Annotated in this window: 13 protein-coding genes; 4 read left to right on the forward strand and 9 right to left on the reverse strand. The window is 41.9% G+C overall.

Annotation, left to right across the window (positions count from 1 at the left end; translation table 11 throughout):
- The 5 genes from KO530_RS06495 to KO530_RS06515 all read right to left on the reverse strand — a co-directional run.
- Positions 1 to 461 (reverse strand): hypothetical protein (locus KO530_RS06495; protein ID WP_216047601.1); only part of this gene is annotated, 461 nt, incomplete at its 3' end.
- Positions 462 to 567: 106 nt separating this feature from the next.
- Positions 568 to 1254 (reverse strand): 3'-5' exonuclease, encoded by a 687-nt coding sequence (locus tag KO530_RS06500; protein WP_216047602.1) that lies wholly within the window; start codon positions 1252 to 1254, stop codon positions 568 to 570.
- 95 nt (positions 1255 to 1349) lie between these two features.
- Positions 1350 to 3179, reverse strand: a complete 1830-nt coding sequence (locus KO530_RS06505) for a putative nucleotidyltransferase substrate binding domain-containing protein (RefSeq protein WP_216047603.1) — start codon at positions 3177 to 3179, stop codon at positions 1350 to 1352.
- 98 nt (positions 3180 to 3277) lie between these two features.
- Complete coding sequence (locus tag KO530_RS06510) at positions 3278 to 4984, reverse strand: sodium:solute symporter family protein (RefSeq protein ID WP_216047604.1); 1707 nt, start codon at positions 4982 to 4984, stop codon at positions 3278 to 3280.
- A 10-nt stretch (positions 4985 to 4994) separates the two neighbouring features.
- Positions 4995 to 5261 (reverse strand): DUF4212 domain-containing protein, encoded by a 267-nt coding sequence (locus KO530_RS06515; protein WP_216047605.1) that lies wholly within the window; start codon positions 5259 to 5261, stop codon positions 4995 to 4997.
- Positions 5262 to 5496: 235 nt separating this feature from the next.
- Here KO530_RS06515 and KO530_RS06520 point away from each other — a divergent pair, with 235 nt between their 5' ends.
- Entirely contained in the window at positions 5497 to 8919 is a 3423-nt protein-coding gene (locus KO530_RS06520; RefSeq protein WP_216047606.1) for a PAS domain-containing hybrid sensor histidine kinase/response regulator, read from the forward strand.
- Here the strand turns inward: KO530_RS06520 and KO530_RS06525 are convergent.
- The 3 genes from KO530_RS06525 to acs form a co-directional block, all read right to left on the reverse strand.
- A complete protein-coding gene (locus tag KO530_RS06525) occupies positions 8894 to 9607 on the reverse strand; it encodes a heparan-alpha-glucosaminide N-acetyltransferase (protein WP_252728930.1) in 714 nt (237 codons plus the stop codon). The genes KO530_RS06520 and KO530_RS06525 overlap by 26 nt on opposite strands.
- 121 nt (positions 9608 to 9728) lie before the next feature.
- Complete coding sequence (locus tag KO530_RS06530; RefSeq protein WP_216047607.1) at positions 9729 to 10388, reverse strand: response regulator transcription factor; 660 nt, start codon at positions 10386 to 10388, stop codon at positions 9729 to 9731.
- 117 nt (positions 10389 to 10505) lie between these two features.
- Positions 10506 to 12446, reverse strand: coding sequence for an acetate--CoA ligase (gene acs, locus KO530_RS06535; RefSeq protein WP_216047608.1), 1941 nt, complete (start codon positions 12444 to 12446; stop codon positions 10506 to 10508).
- Positions 12447 to 12688: 242 nt separating this feature from the next.
- Between acs and KO530_RS06540 the strand changes: the two genes are divergently transcribed.
- Entirely contained in the window at positions 12689 to 13852 is a 1164-nt protein-coding gene (locus tag KO530_RS06540) for a DcaP family trimeric outer membrane transporter (RefSeq protein ID WP_216047609.1), read from the forward strand.
- A gap of 100 nt (positions 13853 to 13952) precedes the next feature.
- Here the strand turns inward: KO530_RS06540 and KO530_RS06545 are convergent, their stop codons facing one another.
- On the reverse strand, positions 13953 to 14432 hold the full coding sequence (locus KO530_RS06545; protein ID WP_216047610.1) for an acyl-CoA thioesterase: 480 nt from the start codon (positions 14430 to 14432) through the stop codon (positions 13953 to 13955).
- 256 nt (positions 14433 to 14688) lie between these two features.
- On the opposite strand from KO530_RS06545, the gene KO530_RS06550 reads away from it, so the two are divergent.
- Both KO530_RS06550 and def read left to right on the forward strand, forming a co-directional pair.
- Positions 14689 to 15303, forward strand: coding sequence for a DUF1456 family protein (locus tag KO530_RS06550; RefSeq protein ID WP_216047611.1), 615 nt, complete (start codon positions 14689 to 14691; stop codon positions 15301 to 15303).
- Entirely contained in the window at positions 15300 to 15818 is a 519-nt protein-coding gene (gene def, locus KO530_RS06555) for a peptide deformylase (protein WP_216047612.1), read from the forward strand. Before KO530_RS06550 ends, def begins: the two co-directional genes overlap by 4 nt.
- The last annotated feature ends 98 nt before the right edge of the window (positions 15819 to 15916 follow it).

The following is a 15916-nucleotide window of genomic DNA, read 5'->3' on the forward strand; positions in this document are numbered from 1 at the left end:
CCTAAAGGCAATGCTACGTTATTGGATTTGTAGGCGGCTGTTTTAGCCGCGCAATGTGCTTGAGATATTCCATGGCCTAAAGGCCATGCTACGTTGTTGGATTTGTAGGCGGGTGCTTTAGCCGCGCAATGTGCTTGAGATATTCCATGGCCTAAAGGCCATGCTACGTTATTAGATTTGTAGGCGGGTGCTTTAGCCCCGCAATGTGTTTGAGATATTCCATGGCCTAAAGGCAATGCTACGTTGTTGGATTTGTAGGCGGCGGCTTTAGCCCCGCAATGTGTTTGAGATATTCCATGGCCTAAAGGCCATGCTACGTTGTTGGATTTGTAGGCGGCTGCTTTAGCCCCGCAATGTGCTTGAGATATTCCATGGCCTAAAGGCCATGCTACGTTGTTGGATTTGTAGGCGGGTGCTTTAGCCCCGCAATGTGTTTGAGATATTCCATGGCCTAAAGGCAATGCTACGTTGGTGGATTTGTAGGCGGCTGCTTTAGCCCCACAATGTGTTTGAGATATTCCATGGCCTAAAGGCCATGCTACGTTGTTGGATTTGTAGGCGGGTGCTTTAGCCCCGCGCTGTGGATGAGGTCGCTTTAAACACTTTCAAAGCACCTGTTCCGGTTAGGGCTGATAAGGGTTCTTTGCCTTTACGATCTAGCTGACTTAACTGTGCAAACAACAATTCCATGGTCGCCACTGCATCATCTAACGCATTATGCGCCGGAGCTAAAGGTAAATTATGCCGCTGTCGACATGAGGTCAGTGTCGCAGCATTAGGCGCTGGCACGTGATTGGATTTACGTATTTGATAGAGGGCTATTTGCAATGTATCCAAGGTAACGATTGCCGGTAACGGGATTCCTAGTTTTGCAAAAACCTTGTTCAGCACTGACATATCTAAATTAGTATTATGAAACACCCACACATGGGATTGGGCATAATGTTTTAGTTTCTCAAGTACAACTTTTACTGGCTCACCTTGGGCAATATGTTCATCCAACAAACCATGAATAACAGGACTTTGATTCAAAGAAGCTTTTGTGGCAATCACTTTGTAATAACAACTGCGTAATGCAATGCTACTTTTTTTCCCTTCCACCCAGCCAACCGACAATATATTGGACTCTTTTGCGTCAAGTGAGGTGAGCTCTAAATCAATCGACAAAAATGGAATTTGTTGCCAAGGCACATGTCGAAAATGTTCTGGAATAGTTGATTTGGGTACGAACCAATTTTTCAGTGTTTGCCACATTGATTACTAATCCTATTTTGTCGACTGTTTAGCCATGCTCAACTGTATTTTTTATTATTCAACGCTTTTCTTTAACCTAAACCGCAGCGCGTCCATTAACCACCAGCAAATTTCATTGAAACACCTTGCTGACTTCTCTTAATGGTTTTAAACGCGGCTTTTAATTGGTGACGTTGAATAGATGATAAGTCACTTATGGAGACATAATTATTCGTCACGCTATTTTGTAACTGGTGACGCCATCGCAACCGATTCAGAAACAACCAAATATCTCGTAAGTCATTGCCATCACTTTCAGTGAGTTGCGAACCTTCTTTTAGGTTATCTAGCCTTCCTAAAGTGGATGGCATTTCTAATCCTTTTGCTAACGCATAGATTCGCACTAGGTTATTAATGATAGCAATGGCATGCACTTTTAAGTCTATGCAATCTTCAGGTTGATGACCTTTTTGGAACACAAATTTTTGAAACACGGATAAGGGCACAGCAACTTCTGCTGCATGTCGCGCCAAAGCAGACAGAAATAATGGCTGTTTTAACAAGGGTTTTCGGGCCGCTTGAAGCGCTGCAAACAAGTCTTTATTGCCCGCAACAGCGCGCACATCTAAAAAGATATTAAAATGTAAAATGGCCTCTAAAGTAGGTTGATTCACCCACTTTTCAGATTCTATCACGGCATCTTCGACACTCATCCGCAACTCTGAATTAGATGCCATAATGTTACCATCGCAGAGTTTAATTCCACATTTGCCTAAACCTTCACACACATATTGTGACATCTGCGCAAAGTACTCATCTTCCTGAGGATTAGGTCGTCGCTCCAACAATAACCCATTGTCTTGATCTGACCCCATATTTTGGTCTTCACGAGCTTGAGAGCCATAAACCAGCCAGCAAAAATCAAATGGCGGGTTACCATTTTGTTGTTGGTAAAAGGTCAGTAACTTTCGAGTCATAATATCAGTGGCTTGAGACAGCACTTTGCCAGCCACATCAAAATCACCTAAGCGTTTAGCATGTTTGGCAAAATAATGCGGCAATTGCCAACTAAGACGAGTGAGTTCGTAGAGATTTTTGGCCTTTGCCAATTCATCAATTAAAAATAAGATGTTGCCTCGTTGATGACGAATCATATCGCTGGAAGTTAACATTCCTAACGGAATGTGAGTTATCCTATCAACAACCGGAAGATGATGAATATTGTGCTCAGTCATCATGCATAAAGCATCAAAAAGAGTTCTGTTTTCAGTGATCTTGAAAGGCTCTTTAGTCATAACCTCAGACACTGGTAAGTGAACACTTACCTCCTTTGAAACAACCCTATTCCTAATGTCTCTATCAGTTAAAATGCCAACTAACTTGTCACCCTCGGTGATCAATAATGAAGAAATACTGGCTTCAGACATTTGTTGCGTCGCAATTAAAATAGAGGTATCTGTATCACTACTGATTACGCGCTCAGAGATGACTTCGCTAATAGGTTTATACAACCACATAGATTTAGAATCTGACACGGCATCATTATAAAGTTGGTCTGAATGATAAGTTTCAAAGAACTTAGCCACCGCCGGATTTTCATTACATAAAATGTCAAACTGTTCGGCCGGAAAGCAGTAAAGTAAACCCGCACTATCAACTGTGATATCAATAGCATGGTGCAACTTATTAAGTAAATTCCCAACCCCAAAAAAGTCACCTTCACTTAAATTTTGCTCAACCTCGTTGGAGTCTTTAACGGTAAATTGGCCGCTACTAATTAAAAACAGATTATTATCTCTGTCCGTCAATATTTGCTTGGCATTTTCCTGGGTCAAATAAGCAACGGTAATATGCTTTGCCAATGCAGTGATCTTCTCAGCGGGTAGCTGGTCAAAAGGAGCAGAAGCTTTTAAGAAGTCCAGCGATTGTTGAGGAATGCTAGTCACTTTACTCTCCAATTTTAGGTTTAATTTACTGTTAAATTTAAAATAAAAAAGCCCGATTTCAATCGGGCTTAATTCATCTTGAGTTTTACCCGTCTCACTTAGTGAGCAGAAGCTTCTCCTGATCCTTTCGGATAACGAATATCTTCTACTAGTTGCTGAATCTCTTCTGGCGAATCGCCAGTGAATTTCAATACAACTAATGCCACAGCGAAGTTAACTAACATACCTATAGTACCGATTCCTTCTGGTGAGATTTTAAATAACCAATTCTCAGGTACATTTGCCGCTGGGTTTACAAATTTAAAGTAGATAATGTAAGCAGTAGTGAATGTGATACCTGCCAACATACCTGCAATTGCGCCCTTGTCGTTCATTCGCTTCATGAATATTCCCATAATAATAGCAGGGAAGAAGGACGAAGCTGCAAGACCGAACGCGAAGGCGACCACCTGTGCTACGAATCCGGGTGGGTTAATCCCGAAGTATCCAGCAATACATATGGCTACACCTGCTGCTAAGCGTGCATAAAACAGTTCTTTTCTATCGGTAATATCCGGCATCAAGTTTCGTTTCAATAAATCATGGGAAACTGAGGTCGAGATTACCAAAAGCAGACCTGCTGAAGTCGAAAGTGCTGCGGCTACACCACCTGCGGCAACCAAAGCAATTACCCATGCAGGAAGGTTTGCAATTTCTGGATTGGCCATCACCATGATGTCACGGTCCACGTCCATTTCATTGCGTTCATCACCTGAGTAAAACATTTTACCGTCGTTGTTTTTATCATCCCAAACTATCAAACCCGTTTTTTCCCAGTTAGTAATCCAACTAGGGGCTTCACTATAGTTAGTGCCCATTTGATCAGTACCGTTAATGGTTTCGATCATATTGACTCGACCAAAGGATGCCAAAGAAGGAGCTGTAGTATAAAGAATTGCGATAAAAGCCAATGCCCAACCAGCACTGTAACGAGCATCACGAACTTTAGGAACGGTAAAGAAACGAACAATAACGTGCGGTAATCCAGCTGTACCGACCATTAACGCGGCAGTGATACAGAATACATCAATCATACTTTTGGTACCCGATGTATACTCGTTGAACCCTAACTCTAGGGAGAGTCCATCGAGTTTGTCTAGCATATACACCCCCGAACCATCAGCGAGTGTCGCTCCAAATCCTGTTTGCGGTAAAATGTGACCTGTTACTATCATTGAAATAAAGATGGTAGGGACAAGATATGCAAAGATAAGTACACAATACTGTGCGACTTGAGTATAGGTAATGCCTTTCATACCACCTAATACGGTATAGAAGAATACGATTGCCATTCCAATAATTACACCAGAAACAATATCCACTTCAAGGAAGCGACTGAATACCACCCCAACACCACGCATCTGTCCAGCTACGTAAGTGAAACAAACAAAGATGGCACAGATTACCGCTACCGTTCTAGCCGTTTGAGAGTAGTATCTGTCTCCGATAAAATCTGGCACTGTAAATTTGCCGAACTTACGCAAATAGGGTGCAAGACAAAGGGCAAGTAGTACGTAACCACCAGTCCATCCGAGTAAGTAAACTGCACCGTCATATCCCATAAATGAGATCAAACCGGCCATTGATATAAACGAAGCGGCTGACATCCAATCGGCGGCTGTAGCCATACCGTTAGCAATGGGATGTACCCCGCCTCCAGCAACATAAAACTCTTGTGTTGAGCCAGCTCTAGCCCATACTGCGATGCCGATATAAAGTAAAAATGAAGCACCGACTATGATAAAAGTTAAAATTTGTACGTCCATCTGAGCTCTCCTACTCTTCGTCTACGCCGTAGCGTTTATCTAAAATATTCATTTGACGAACGTAGACAAAAATCAACGCCACAAATACGTAAATTGCACCTTGCTGTGCGAACCAGAACCCAAGTTTGAAGCCGAAAAATCTCACTTCATTTAGTACATCAACTAGCAGAATGCCGAATCCAAACGATACAACAAACCATACAATCAGCAGTTTTAACATTAACGAGAGATTGTCTCGCCAATAGGCTTTTTTATCTTCTTCTGTTTTAAACGCCATGCTCGTTTCCTCATGCTTTTAGTCTGGCAATTAACCTTGGAATGGCACATACGCAAAAACTGGTGCCGACCAAAGCCTTGAATTTTTCAAATCAGAATGACTGCCATTCCGAACGTTTTCTAATCTATCCATGTATTACTAGTAGTGAAATGAGACTATGGTCGTAGTACAACAATTAATTTTTCAAAAGTGTGCTAAATTACTAATATCGATAGTGTTTTAGGTACAGAATTAAATGACATTGGGTTGGGTTTTATTAGCCTTAATTTATCTAACTGGGTTATTTTGGATAGCTCGTTGGGGAGATAGAAACACACCTTTGGCCCGTGCGATCACTTCGCATCCAATAGTGTATTCTTTGGCTTTGGCAATTTATTGTTCAGCTTGGACATTCTTTGGCATGGTGGGAGAAGCATCTCGTAATCAATGGCAATATATTGCGATTTTGCTAGGGCCAATACTGGTTTATCTTTTTGGTTATCGCTTTATTTATAAGTTAATTTTGGTTAGTAAAAGACAAAATATTACGACCATTGCTGACTTTATTTCCTCCCGTTACGGCAAGCGTCAAACTGTCGCCTTGTTAGTCACCTTTATCGCGCTTTTAGCAACCATTCCCTATATGGCTTTACAACTCAAAGCCATTGGCTCTGCGTTTCAATTAATTACCGAACAAGAACACAGTGAAGTGATTGTGTTAATTGCCTCTGTTTTCATTGCATTTTTTGCAATTTATTTTGGAACTCAACACTCTGATGTGACTGAGTATCGACGGGGCTTAATGCTAGCGATTGCTTTCGAATCCAGTGTTAAACTCATCGCATTAATCGTGGTGGCTTCTTTGGCTTATTTCTGGGCGGTCGCCGACAAACCCCAAGAATTTGGTGACGCACTGTCAAAATTCAACTCCACCGCGCAGTTCTATACCCTGCCATTTTTTGCTCAAACACTCATGTCTGCCGCCGCCATTATTTGTTTACCCAGACAATTTCATGTGGCAGTAGTGGACAATTTAAAGTTATCTCACCTTAAAACCGCACGGGTTTTATTCCCACTGTACTTAGCTTTAACCGCAGCTGTTATCCCTATCATTGCAGCAGCAGGACAAACCCTCATAGGAGCACAAGAACCCGATACTTATGTATTAAGTTTAGCCATATTGTCGGACTCTTTATTGGTTAAAATTCTGGTCTTCACAGGTGGATTATCCGCCGCAATGGCAATGATCATTATTGCCACTTTGACGTTAAGTACTATGGTGACCAATGACGTAATTTTGCCTAAAATGCTGTCTCGCCAAAACCACAACGCGCCACAGTTTAATTACGCTAAGACCATCTTATTAGTCAGACGGTTAGTGATCGCAACCTTGATCGGCCTTGCCTACTTTTACCATCAACAAATGACCGGGAGCCGTTCACTCCTCTCAATTGGCTTAGTGGCGTTCTCATTAGTCGTGCAACTATTACCCGCTATTTTAGGTGGACTGTACTGGAAAAAAGGTCACGCCCATGGCGTTTACGCCGGTTTGCTGGCCGGTTTTATAACTTGGGTAATGTGGCTTATGTTCCCCATGTTAAACGAAGTCAACACCACCCAACTGCAATCAGAAGTGATTAGTGTGGCAGCGATGGTCAGTTTGTTAGCCAACACAAGTTGTTATTTGCTGTTTTCTCACTTCGCTCAAGATAGATTGGTCGATCGAATTCAATCGCAAGCCTTTGTTTCCCCCAGAGAAGAAATCATTGAAGAGACCAAAAAACAGCGCAAAACCGCCACTATTGGTGACCTGTCCACTTTATTGTCGACTTTTCTTGGAGAGTCCAGAGTAGAAATCTTGATGGAGGATTTTGAGAATCGTTCCAAAATAAAGCTACAAGACCACCAATCTCCAGATCATGAATTTCTAGAATATTGTGAACGAGCACTTGGTGGTGCGTTAGGTGCATCAAGTGCCAAAGCCCTCATCGATAGTGCCCTGGGCGGTAAAAAGTTAGATTTTGAAGAAGTGGTTAATTTTTTCGATGACACAACCCAAGCAATTCAATTCAACACCACTGCTTTATTCACCTCAATTGAAAGTTTAGATCAAGGCATCAGTGTTATCGATAAAAATCTCAATATGGTTGCTTGGAATCGGCGCTATCTTGAACTATTTAATTACCCCGCGGACCTTGTCAATGTGGGTACCCCCATCGAAGATTTAGTGCGTTATAACGCCCAGCGAGGCGAGTGCGGAGTAGGTGAAGTTGATGCTCTAGTGCAAAAGCGAGTAGCTCACTTAAAAGCTGGTCATCCCCATAAATTTATTCGTCAACGCAGCGACGGTAGAATGATTGAAATGGTGGGAAACCCTCTTCCTGGCGGCGGATTTGTTACCAGTTTCAACGATATTACCGCCCATATTGAGATTCAAAAAGCGTTGGAAGAATCAAAAATAAACTTAGAGCGTCGAATTGAGAAAAGAGGCGAAGAAGTCCAAGCAATTAATGCCGAACTGCGCAGTGAAATAGAACGAAGAGCGCAATTAGAAGAGGATTTAGTACAAGCGCGAAAAGCAGCAGAAGATGCCAATGCTAGTAAAACCCGTTTTCTCGCCTTGGCTAGCCATGATGTATTGCAACCCTTAAACGCCGCGAAGTTATATTTGTCAGCCTTGGGTGAAATTGATGTGGACATTGAAGCCAAAGAAATTTTGCAAAAACTTAGTGATAGTGTGAACTCCAGCGAAACCCTAATTGCTACTTTGTTAGATATAGCTAGGCTCGATCAAGGCGAAATGAAATTAACCCTAGAAGATGTACTACTGCCTAAGTTATTGAGTTCATTGATAGACGAGTTCGCCATGAAGGCCGAGCAAAAAGGGTTGCAACTGCGCACTCAAATTCCACCCTATTGGGTCAATACTGATAAAACTCACCTGTATCGAATTGTACAAAACTTGCTTTCAAATGCAGTGAAATACACTAAAAAAGGCAAAGTACTGTTAAGCGCCAGAAAACGAAATGGACGTATTTCAATTCAAGTTTGGGATACCGGAATTGGCATTTCTGCGTCAGAACAAAATAGAATTTTTAACGACTTTTATCGGGTCGATGGAAGCCCTCAGCACGGCGTTGGCTTAGGTTTAGGGGTGGTATCCAGAATGTCCAGTAAATTGGCCATTGATGTAAGTGTTCGTTCTACACCGAATAAGGGAAGTTGTTTTAGCTTTGATATTCCGCAAGGTCAATCACATTCACAACAACCGGAAAACACGTCGACCAACAATACGGGTTTGAAGGATATGCAAGTCTTGTGCATTGATGATAAAGACGAAAACCTAGATGCCATGCAAACCGTATTGAACAAATGGCAAGTAAATGTCATCACGGCATTAGATCTTACACAAGCGATAACCCACTTAAACTCGCGTATACCAGATGTCATACTGGTTGATTATCACTTAGCAAATAATGCAAATGGTATCGATGTTATTGCCGCACTTCGTAGCCAATACGGTGAGAATTTGCATGCTGTACTAGTGACCGCAAATCAACAGACGGAAATAATAGATTTATGTAAAAAACAAAATATTAGTTATTTAAGTAAACCCGTTAAACCTGCGAAATTACGGGCTTTATTGAATAGCTTTAGGCTTGCCAGAACACCCCAATAAGGCCAAATATTGCAAACATAATTGGCTGATGAATAAGGTAGATAATGAGGCTGTGTTTACTGGCAAATAAGACGATTTTACTGCGCGCAAATCTGTGCGCAGGATCGTTTAAGAACCACTGTTGATAACATAACCAAATACCAATAAACACCACGCCCGTCCAAGGGAACAATCCTACGTAGTCGTTCGTGTAGCCCGGCAGTAAGTGACGTATCGGCTGAAATGGCCAAATACTGCTTACCCAACCTAAGTTGAATGCCGCTATTATGATGACTCCAGCGAAAAGAGCGGCGTAGGGAAACCGAGCAAGAGGTACACAGATTACACTGGCTATGGCGATGAAATGTAACACACCAAAAAAGATCCAATTATTTGGTGCCATTATTAACGATGAGATAGTAACTGCAGCAGAAGCTAGAAGTAGCTGGATAAATCGCTTAATAAAGTGCTTCTGTTTAAAACCAGAACCATGCACAGCCGCTAAAGAAAAGCCCACACATAAGAAAAACAAGGTCAATATGACATAACGAAATTCACGCCAGCCGTGGCCATCAGGGATAGTTGAAGGTACCCAACCAAAGAATTTAAGATCATAGATAAAGTGGAAAATAACCATCAAGACAATGGCAAAAAAGCGCATTAAATCAACAGTATAAATGCGTTTTGAAGCAGGTTTAGCAGACATCATTACACTCAAAAACAGTAAGTCGGTCTATTGTAGTAGCATTTAGCTAAAATTTCGCGATTAATCCTTTTCCATAAAAAGTGTGACGCAATTTTGAATCACTCCGGCACTGAAAAAGAATACTTTATTTATGACACAGATCAGGAGCCGGAGGCGTAAGCTCAAGTTGCGATGCAATTAATACTGCTTGAGTACGATTGTTGATGCCAAGTTTTTTGAATAAAGCGGTCACGTGGGCCTTCACCGTGGCCTCGGCAATATCCAATTCAAAGCCAATTTGTTTATTTAATAAACCGTCTCGCATAAAACACAGTACCTTGTATTGGGCATTGGTTAAACTGGATACCTTGTCGGCTAAAGCGGCAAATTCGCTATCAATTTCATCAATTTCGTTGACCAGTGATTTAGGAATCCAAGTATCACCATCAAGTATGGTTTCAACAGCATTGGCAATATCTTCTGAACCCGTTGTTTTGGGAATGAAGCCCATCGCACCAGTATTAATCACTTTGGATACTATGTTTTTATCTTCAAGTCCGGATACCACAGCAACAGGCAGGTCAGGATATAGTTTGCGAATGTGAATCAAACCAAATAGATCATTACTACCGGGCATATGCAAATCCAATAGCAACAAATCGACATCATTATTTTGGATGATATCAAGGGTCTGAGTTAAGTCACTGGCTTCTAAAATAGTTAATTGATGTTCAGATAGATTTAACGCAATACGCAATGCATCGCGATAGAGAGGATGATCGTCAGCAATCAGCAATGTGAACATAGTGTTATCAGCGTGTCTAAAAAGTGATCCAATTGAATCAGGACAATACGCTTAAATCAACAAAAAATCTCGAACTAACGTAATAAAGGGGCAAATATTGCCCCTTTATTGACTAGTTTAACGATTTAACCTTAGTTCAATTAGGCTATCAACCACACTGGGATCAGCTAATGTTGATGTATCCCCAAGTTGCTCATACTCATTAGCGGCTATTTTACGTAGTATTCTGCGCATAATTTTACCTGAGCGGGTCTTAGGTAATCCATTGGTCCACTGAACCAAATCGGGAACCGCGATAGGACTCAATTCTGTGCGTACCCACTTACGTATTTCAGCCGTTAATTCATCCGTTACTTCTACACCCGCTACCGGTGTAACATACACATAAATTGCCTGACCTTTAATATCGTGAGGATAACCTACTACTGCAGCTTCAGCGATGGCATCGTGAGATACAAGGGCACTTTCAATCTCTGCCGTACCAAGACGGTGTCCTGATACATTTAGTACATCGTCAACACGACCGGTAATCCAATAATAACCATCTTCATCACGGCGACAGCCGTCACCGGTAAAGTACGCATTGTCATAAGTACTAAAATAAGTTTGCACGAAGCGTTGATGATCGCCATAAACCGTTCTTGCTTGGGCAGGCCAACTGTCTTTAATGATCAGATTGCCTTCAGTGGCGCCGCTAAGTTCATTTCCTTCACCATCAACTAAGGCCGGTTGAACGCCAAAGAATGGAATAGAAGCTGCACCAGGCTTAAGGGCAGTAATACTGGGTAAAGGAGTCATCATGATGCCTCCCGTCTCAGTTTGCCACCAAGTGTCGACGATCTGGCAACGACTGCGGCCAATGGTTTCGTAATACCATGTCCAAGCTTCTGGATTAATTGGCTCACCTACTGAGCCTAATAATCGTAAAGAGTCACCGGTAGTGCCTTCAGCAGCAAATTGCCCCTGGGCCATGAGCGCACGTATCGCTGTGGGCGCGGTATACAGAATGTTAACGTCATGCTTATCAACAATTTGACAAATTCGACGCACATCTGGGTAAGTTGGTACGCCTTCAAAAATTAACGTTGTAGCACCATTAGCAAGGGGTCCATAGACAATATAAGTATGTCCAGTAATCCAACCCACATCAGCCGCACACCAATAGACCTCTCCATCTTGGTAGTCAAATACGTATTTGTGGGTCATTGCTGCATACACTAAATAACCACCTGTAGTGTGCACAACGCCTTTAGGAGTGCCAGTAGAGCCTGAGGTATAAAGAATGAATAAAGGGTCCTCTGCATTCATTGCAGTAGGTTCACACTGAGCGTCACATTTAGCGGTTAACTCGTGCCACCAAATGTCTTTCTCGCCTATAGCAACATCGTTACCAGTATTTTTAAATACAATAACGTTCTCGATGCTCGGACAACGATTATCTTTAAGGGCATCGTCTACATTCACTTTAAGTGGTACACAGTTACCACCTCGGCGACCTTCATCAGCGGTAATAACTAATTTGGCATCTGAATCATTAATTCGATCGGCGATTGCGTTAGGTGAGAAACCACCGAATATAATTGAATGGATAGCACCAATGCGGGTACATGCCAGCATGGCAACAGCGGCTTCAGGTACCATTGGCATATAAAGCGCAACACGGTCACCTTTTTGAATGCCTAGCTTTTTCATACCATTGGCAAGACGACACACTTGGTCATGTAATTCTTGATAAGTAACTTTGCTGTCGGTATCTGGCGAATCGCCTTCCCAAACAATAGCAATATCATTAGCCTTTGCTGGTAAATGTCGGTCTATGCAGTTATAGCTGACGTTAAGCTCGCCGTCTTCAAACCACTTGATGCTAACGTCATCTTTGGCAAAAGAAGTATTTTTTATTTTAGTTGGAAAAGTAAACCAATCTAAGTTTGCCGCTTGCTCCTTCCAAAATTGATCCGGAGATTCTATTGATTGCTGATACATCTGCGCATGCAATTCAGGGGTTAAATGGGTATTAAGCTTGGCGGTCTCAGGGACCGGATAAAGTGTATCTGTCATAGGGTTCTCCAACACAATTTTTAGCAACTGCACATACTGTAACGTTAATATTAAAGAGTGGAATGCGACTTTGGTCTTACCGAAGCTGACTTTGGTCTTACTTAATTAAAAACTACCACTTTATTCATTCAAAATTCAGTTTCTAGACTATACGACTATGGTCTGATAGACCATCCGCTTATATGTAAAAAGTGAATCTTAGTGCAAAGTTTACTGAGCATTAAACTGCACTAGGAAAAGTCATGAAAACTAAAATTACAGCAGCAATTACGCTAGCACTTGGCACTTTGTATGGTACTGCAACCAATGCCAACCTATTAGACAAAACAAATGTTCAATTTAGCGGCTATTTAAAAGCCGATGCCATGTTCAGTAGCTATAGTGATGGCACTCTAGCTTCTGGTAGTATTGGTAGAGACTTCTATCTTCCGAGCCTTACACCTGTAGGCGGCGAAGAAGAGTCGACTCAATTTGATGCCCATATTAAACAGTCGCGTTTTAGGTTCACCACTAATACCGATCTGGATAGTGGCGACAAAGTTGTCGGCGTTCTAGAGTTTGACTTCCAAGTAACACCAGATGGAAATGAACGTGTAAGTAATTCTTATGAACCAAGAATACGACACGCTTTTATTAAATATAACGATTGGTTAATTGGGCAGACATGGACCACCTTTATGGATGTCAAAGCACTTCCTGAAACCCTCGATTTCATCGGTTCTACGGACGGTACAATATTTGTTCGACAAGTCATGGTTAAATACTCAACGGGAAACTTTGAAGTTTCGTTGGAAAACCCTGAAACCACAGTTTCACCTTTAGGTGGTGGTACTCGTATTGTCACTGACGATAACCCTGTACCAGATTTGGCAGCACGATATACTTTTAAAGGAGATTGGGGGCACTTTGCAATTGCAGGGCTATTACGCCAGTTATCCTACGTCAACAAACAAGGCGAAAATGATATTGATACCTCAACAACCAGTGCAGGTATTAGTTTGACCGCCAAGTTCAATCTTGGCCAAGACGACATTCGAATCGCAGCCAATTATGGTCAAGGTTTGGGGCGTTATTTAGCACTAAATGCTGTTAATGGTGCAGTTTTGAATGCTGATAATGAATTAGAAGCAATTGATTCAAGCGGTTTTAGTATTGCCTACAGACATATTTGGGATCCGCAGTGGAGAAGTAACTTTACCTATTCCATTTTTAGCGCAGACAATGATACCGCGTTAACAGGGACATCCACCACCAAGCAGACTTATAGCGCTCGTGCAAATATACTCTACTCTCCAAGCAAAGAGCTTACCTTTGGAGCAGAGTACGCCTATGCAAAACGTGAACTTGAAACTGGCGCTGACGGCGATATGAGCCGCTTACAGTTTTCAGCGAAATACGCGTTCTAACGTCTCAAAAAGGGGCGCATGGGTGTGACTTCACCAGTAGTTGTTTAACGCTATCCCCTAAGTGTCAGTCTAAAATAGTGGCTTTTTTAAGCCACTATTACTATTTCCAGCCCAGCATTTCTTCAAAATGCTTATCTAACTTTTTAGCGAAATCTTTACCACTAATAGCGACTTGCTCAAGCAAGATTTCTTCTTCACTTTGCGGCGTGAAATGCGGCACTTCCACTGGGGAGCCAGACTCATCGATGGCCATAAAGGTAATGAAACAACGATTAGTAACTGTGACTTCTTCCTCTTTTGGATCCGAGGCACGAACCACCACATAAAGGTGCATACTGGTTCTTCCCGTGTGAACAATCCGCACACTGACCGTTACCATTTGACCAACCAAAATTGGCTTAATAAAGCGAATAGCATTGGCAGATACTGTCACACAATAATGTTTACTCCATTGCGCCGCACAAGCATAAGAAGCTTGGTCGATCCATTTCATCACCATTCCACCGTGTACTTTCCCACCAAAATTAACGTCTGTCGGTTCTGCTAAAAACCGAAACTCAGTTTGGCTATTCTCACTCATAATCAAAGCCTTATAATTCAGATAGTTAATTTACTATACTTTAGCTGACAAAAAATGTGCAATTTAATTTTTGTCGCCCCAACCCAGCTCGGATTAGGGCTTTTTGTATTGCTCCCTCGAATAACTCCACATATTCCATTAAAGTTATTGGTCGACGCACCTTCATCCATCAGCATTAATCGAATTACAGTCGATAGGATGTTTATTTTTCGGTTTCAGGTAGAATAACCTTAATCAACAAAAATTGGCCTTATTTATGATTCACAACGATATTTTACGCCGTCTTCGCTATGCGCTCAGACTAGATGACACTGCGACTATCGCTATTTTTAGTTTAGCTAACTATGAAATGGAAAAAGACTACTTATCAATGCTCATGAAAAAAGAAGACGAGCCGGGGTTTATGCTCTGTCGAGATAAGATACTCAGTCTGTTTCTAGACGGTTTAATTATTCAAAAACGTGGCAAACAAGAAGGTGTTGAACCTGTTGTTCTAAAAGGCAGTGAACGACTTTCAAACAACGACATTTTACGTAAAATCCGTATTGCCATGAGCTATAGAGACGAAGATATGTTAGCTATATTGAAGTTAGCCAATTTTCGTTTAAGTAAAGGCGAACTTAACGCTATGTTCAGAAAGGCAGATCATCGAAATTATAAAGAAAGTGGTGATCAGGTAGTGCGCAACTTACTTAAAGGAATGGTAGTTAAATACCGTCCAGATGCAGTAAAAACCGCCACAACCCCCGTTGTTAAAACTCATAAACCGCAAAAACCAACTAAACCTCGACAAGCAACTAGTCAAAAAGACAAAGCCAAACCTGCGCCTGAAGAAACCAATTCGGTTTGGGGTAAGGTTGATCCTAAATGAAAATAGCCCAAGTTGGAGAGACAATTTTAAAAACACCAGCTGTTGCAGTTTCGCCGGCTGATTTGTTAACCAATGAATTGACTCAGTTTTTACTAGCTTTGAAACAAACCATGTTAGATGCCAACGGTATTGGTATTGCGGCTCCTCAAGTATTCGATCCCCGAGCGATAATGATCATAGCTTCAAGACCCAATGCTCGATATCCCGATGCCCCGCACATGGAACCTTTAATTCTGATAAATCCAAAAGTATTGGCAAGTAGTGAGACACAAAATAAAGATTGGGAAGGATGCTTGTCAGTTCCTGGACTACGGGGCAACGTAAAACGTTTTACATGGATTGAAATTGAGTACTTAGCGGAAAATGGTGACATCGAGAAGCGACTGTTTGAAGGCTTTCTGGCACGTATATTCCAACACGAATACGATCACCTGATTGGAAAGACTTGGTTAGACCACATCGAATCAGCAGATGATGTCATGGCAAACGAAGTTTGGCAGAATAAATACGCTTAATCTGTAGGCGGGTGTTTTTGCCCGTAGCGTTTTGCAATCATCCCATGGCCTGAAGACCATGCTACAAAGATAATCCCTCCTACCCTGTAGGCGGGTGC

The sequence above is a fragment of the Aliiglaciecola lipolytica genome (assembly GCF_018860635.1).
In the GTDB taxonomy this organism is placed as follows: domain Bacteria; phylum Pseudomonadota; class Gammaproteobacteria; order Enterobacterales; family Alteromonadaceae; genus Aliiglaciecola; species Aliiglaciecola lipolytica_A.

What these genes read in the sequence shown, in the direction of transcription:
- def (WP_216047612.1), top strand. Translation starts at nt 15,300, where the DNA reads ATGAAAATAGCCCAAGTTGGAGAGACAATTTTAAAAACACCAGCTGTT.
- KO530_RS06530 (WP_216047607.1), bottom strand. Translation starts at nt 10,388, where the DNA reads ATGTTCACATTGCTGATTGCTGACGATCATCCTCTCTATCGCGATGCA.
- KO530_RS06520 (WP_216047606.1), top strand. Translation starts at nt 5,497, where the DNA reads ATGACATTGGGTTGGGTTTTATTAGCCTTAATTTATCTAACTGGGTTA.
- acs (WP_216047608.1), bottom strand. Translation starts at nt 12,446, where the DNA reads ATGACAGATACACTTTATCCGGTCCCTGAGACCGCCAAGCTTAATACC.
- KO530_RS06550 (WP_216047611.1), top strand. Translation starts at nt 14,689, where the DNA reads ATGATTCACAACGATATTTTACGCCGTCTTCGCTATGCGCTCAGACTA.
- KO530_RS06545 (WP_216047610.1), bottom strand. Translation starts at nt 14,432, where the DNA reads ATGAGTGAGAATAGCCAAACTGAGTTTCGGTTTTTAGCAGAACCGACA.
- KO530_RS06525 (WP_252728930.1), bottom strand. Translation starts at nt 9,607, where the DNA reads ATGATGTCTGCTAAACCTGCTTCAAAACGCATTTATACTGTTGATTTA.
- KO530_RS06510 (WP_216047604.1), bottom strand. Translation starts at nt 4,984, where the DNA reads ATGGACGTACAAATTTTAACTTTTATCATAGTCGGTGCTTCATTTTTA.
- KO530_RS06500 (WP_216047602.1), bottom strand. Translation starts at nt 1,254, where the DNA reads ATGTGGCAAACACTGAAAAATTGGTTCGTACCCAAATCAACTATTCCA.
- KO530_RS06515 (WP_216047605.1), bottom strand. Translation starts at nt 5,261, where the DNA reads ATGGCGTTTAAAACAGAAGAAGATAAAAAAGCCTATTGGCGAGACAAT.
- KO530_RS06540 (WP_216047609.1), top strand. Translation starts at nt 12,689, where the DNA reads ATGAAAACTAAAATTACAGCAGCAATTACGCTAGCACTTGGCACTTTG.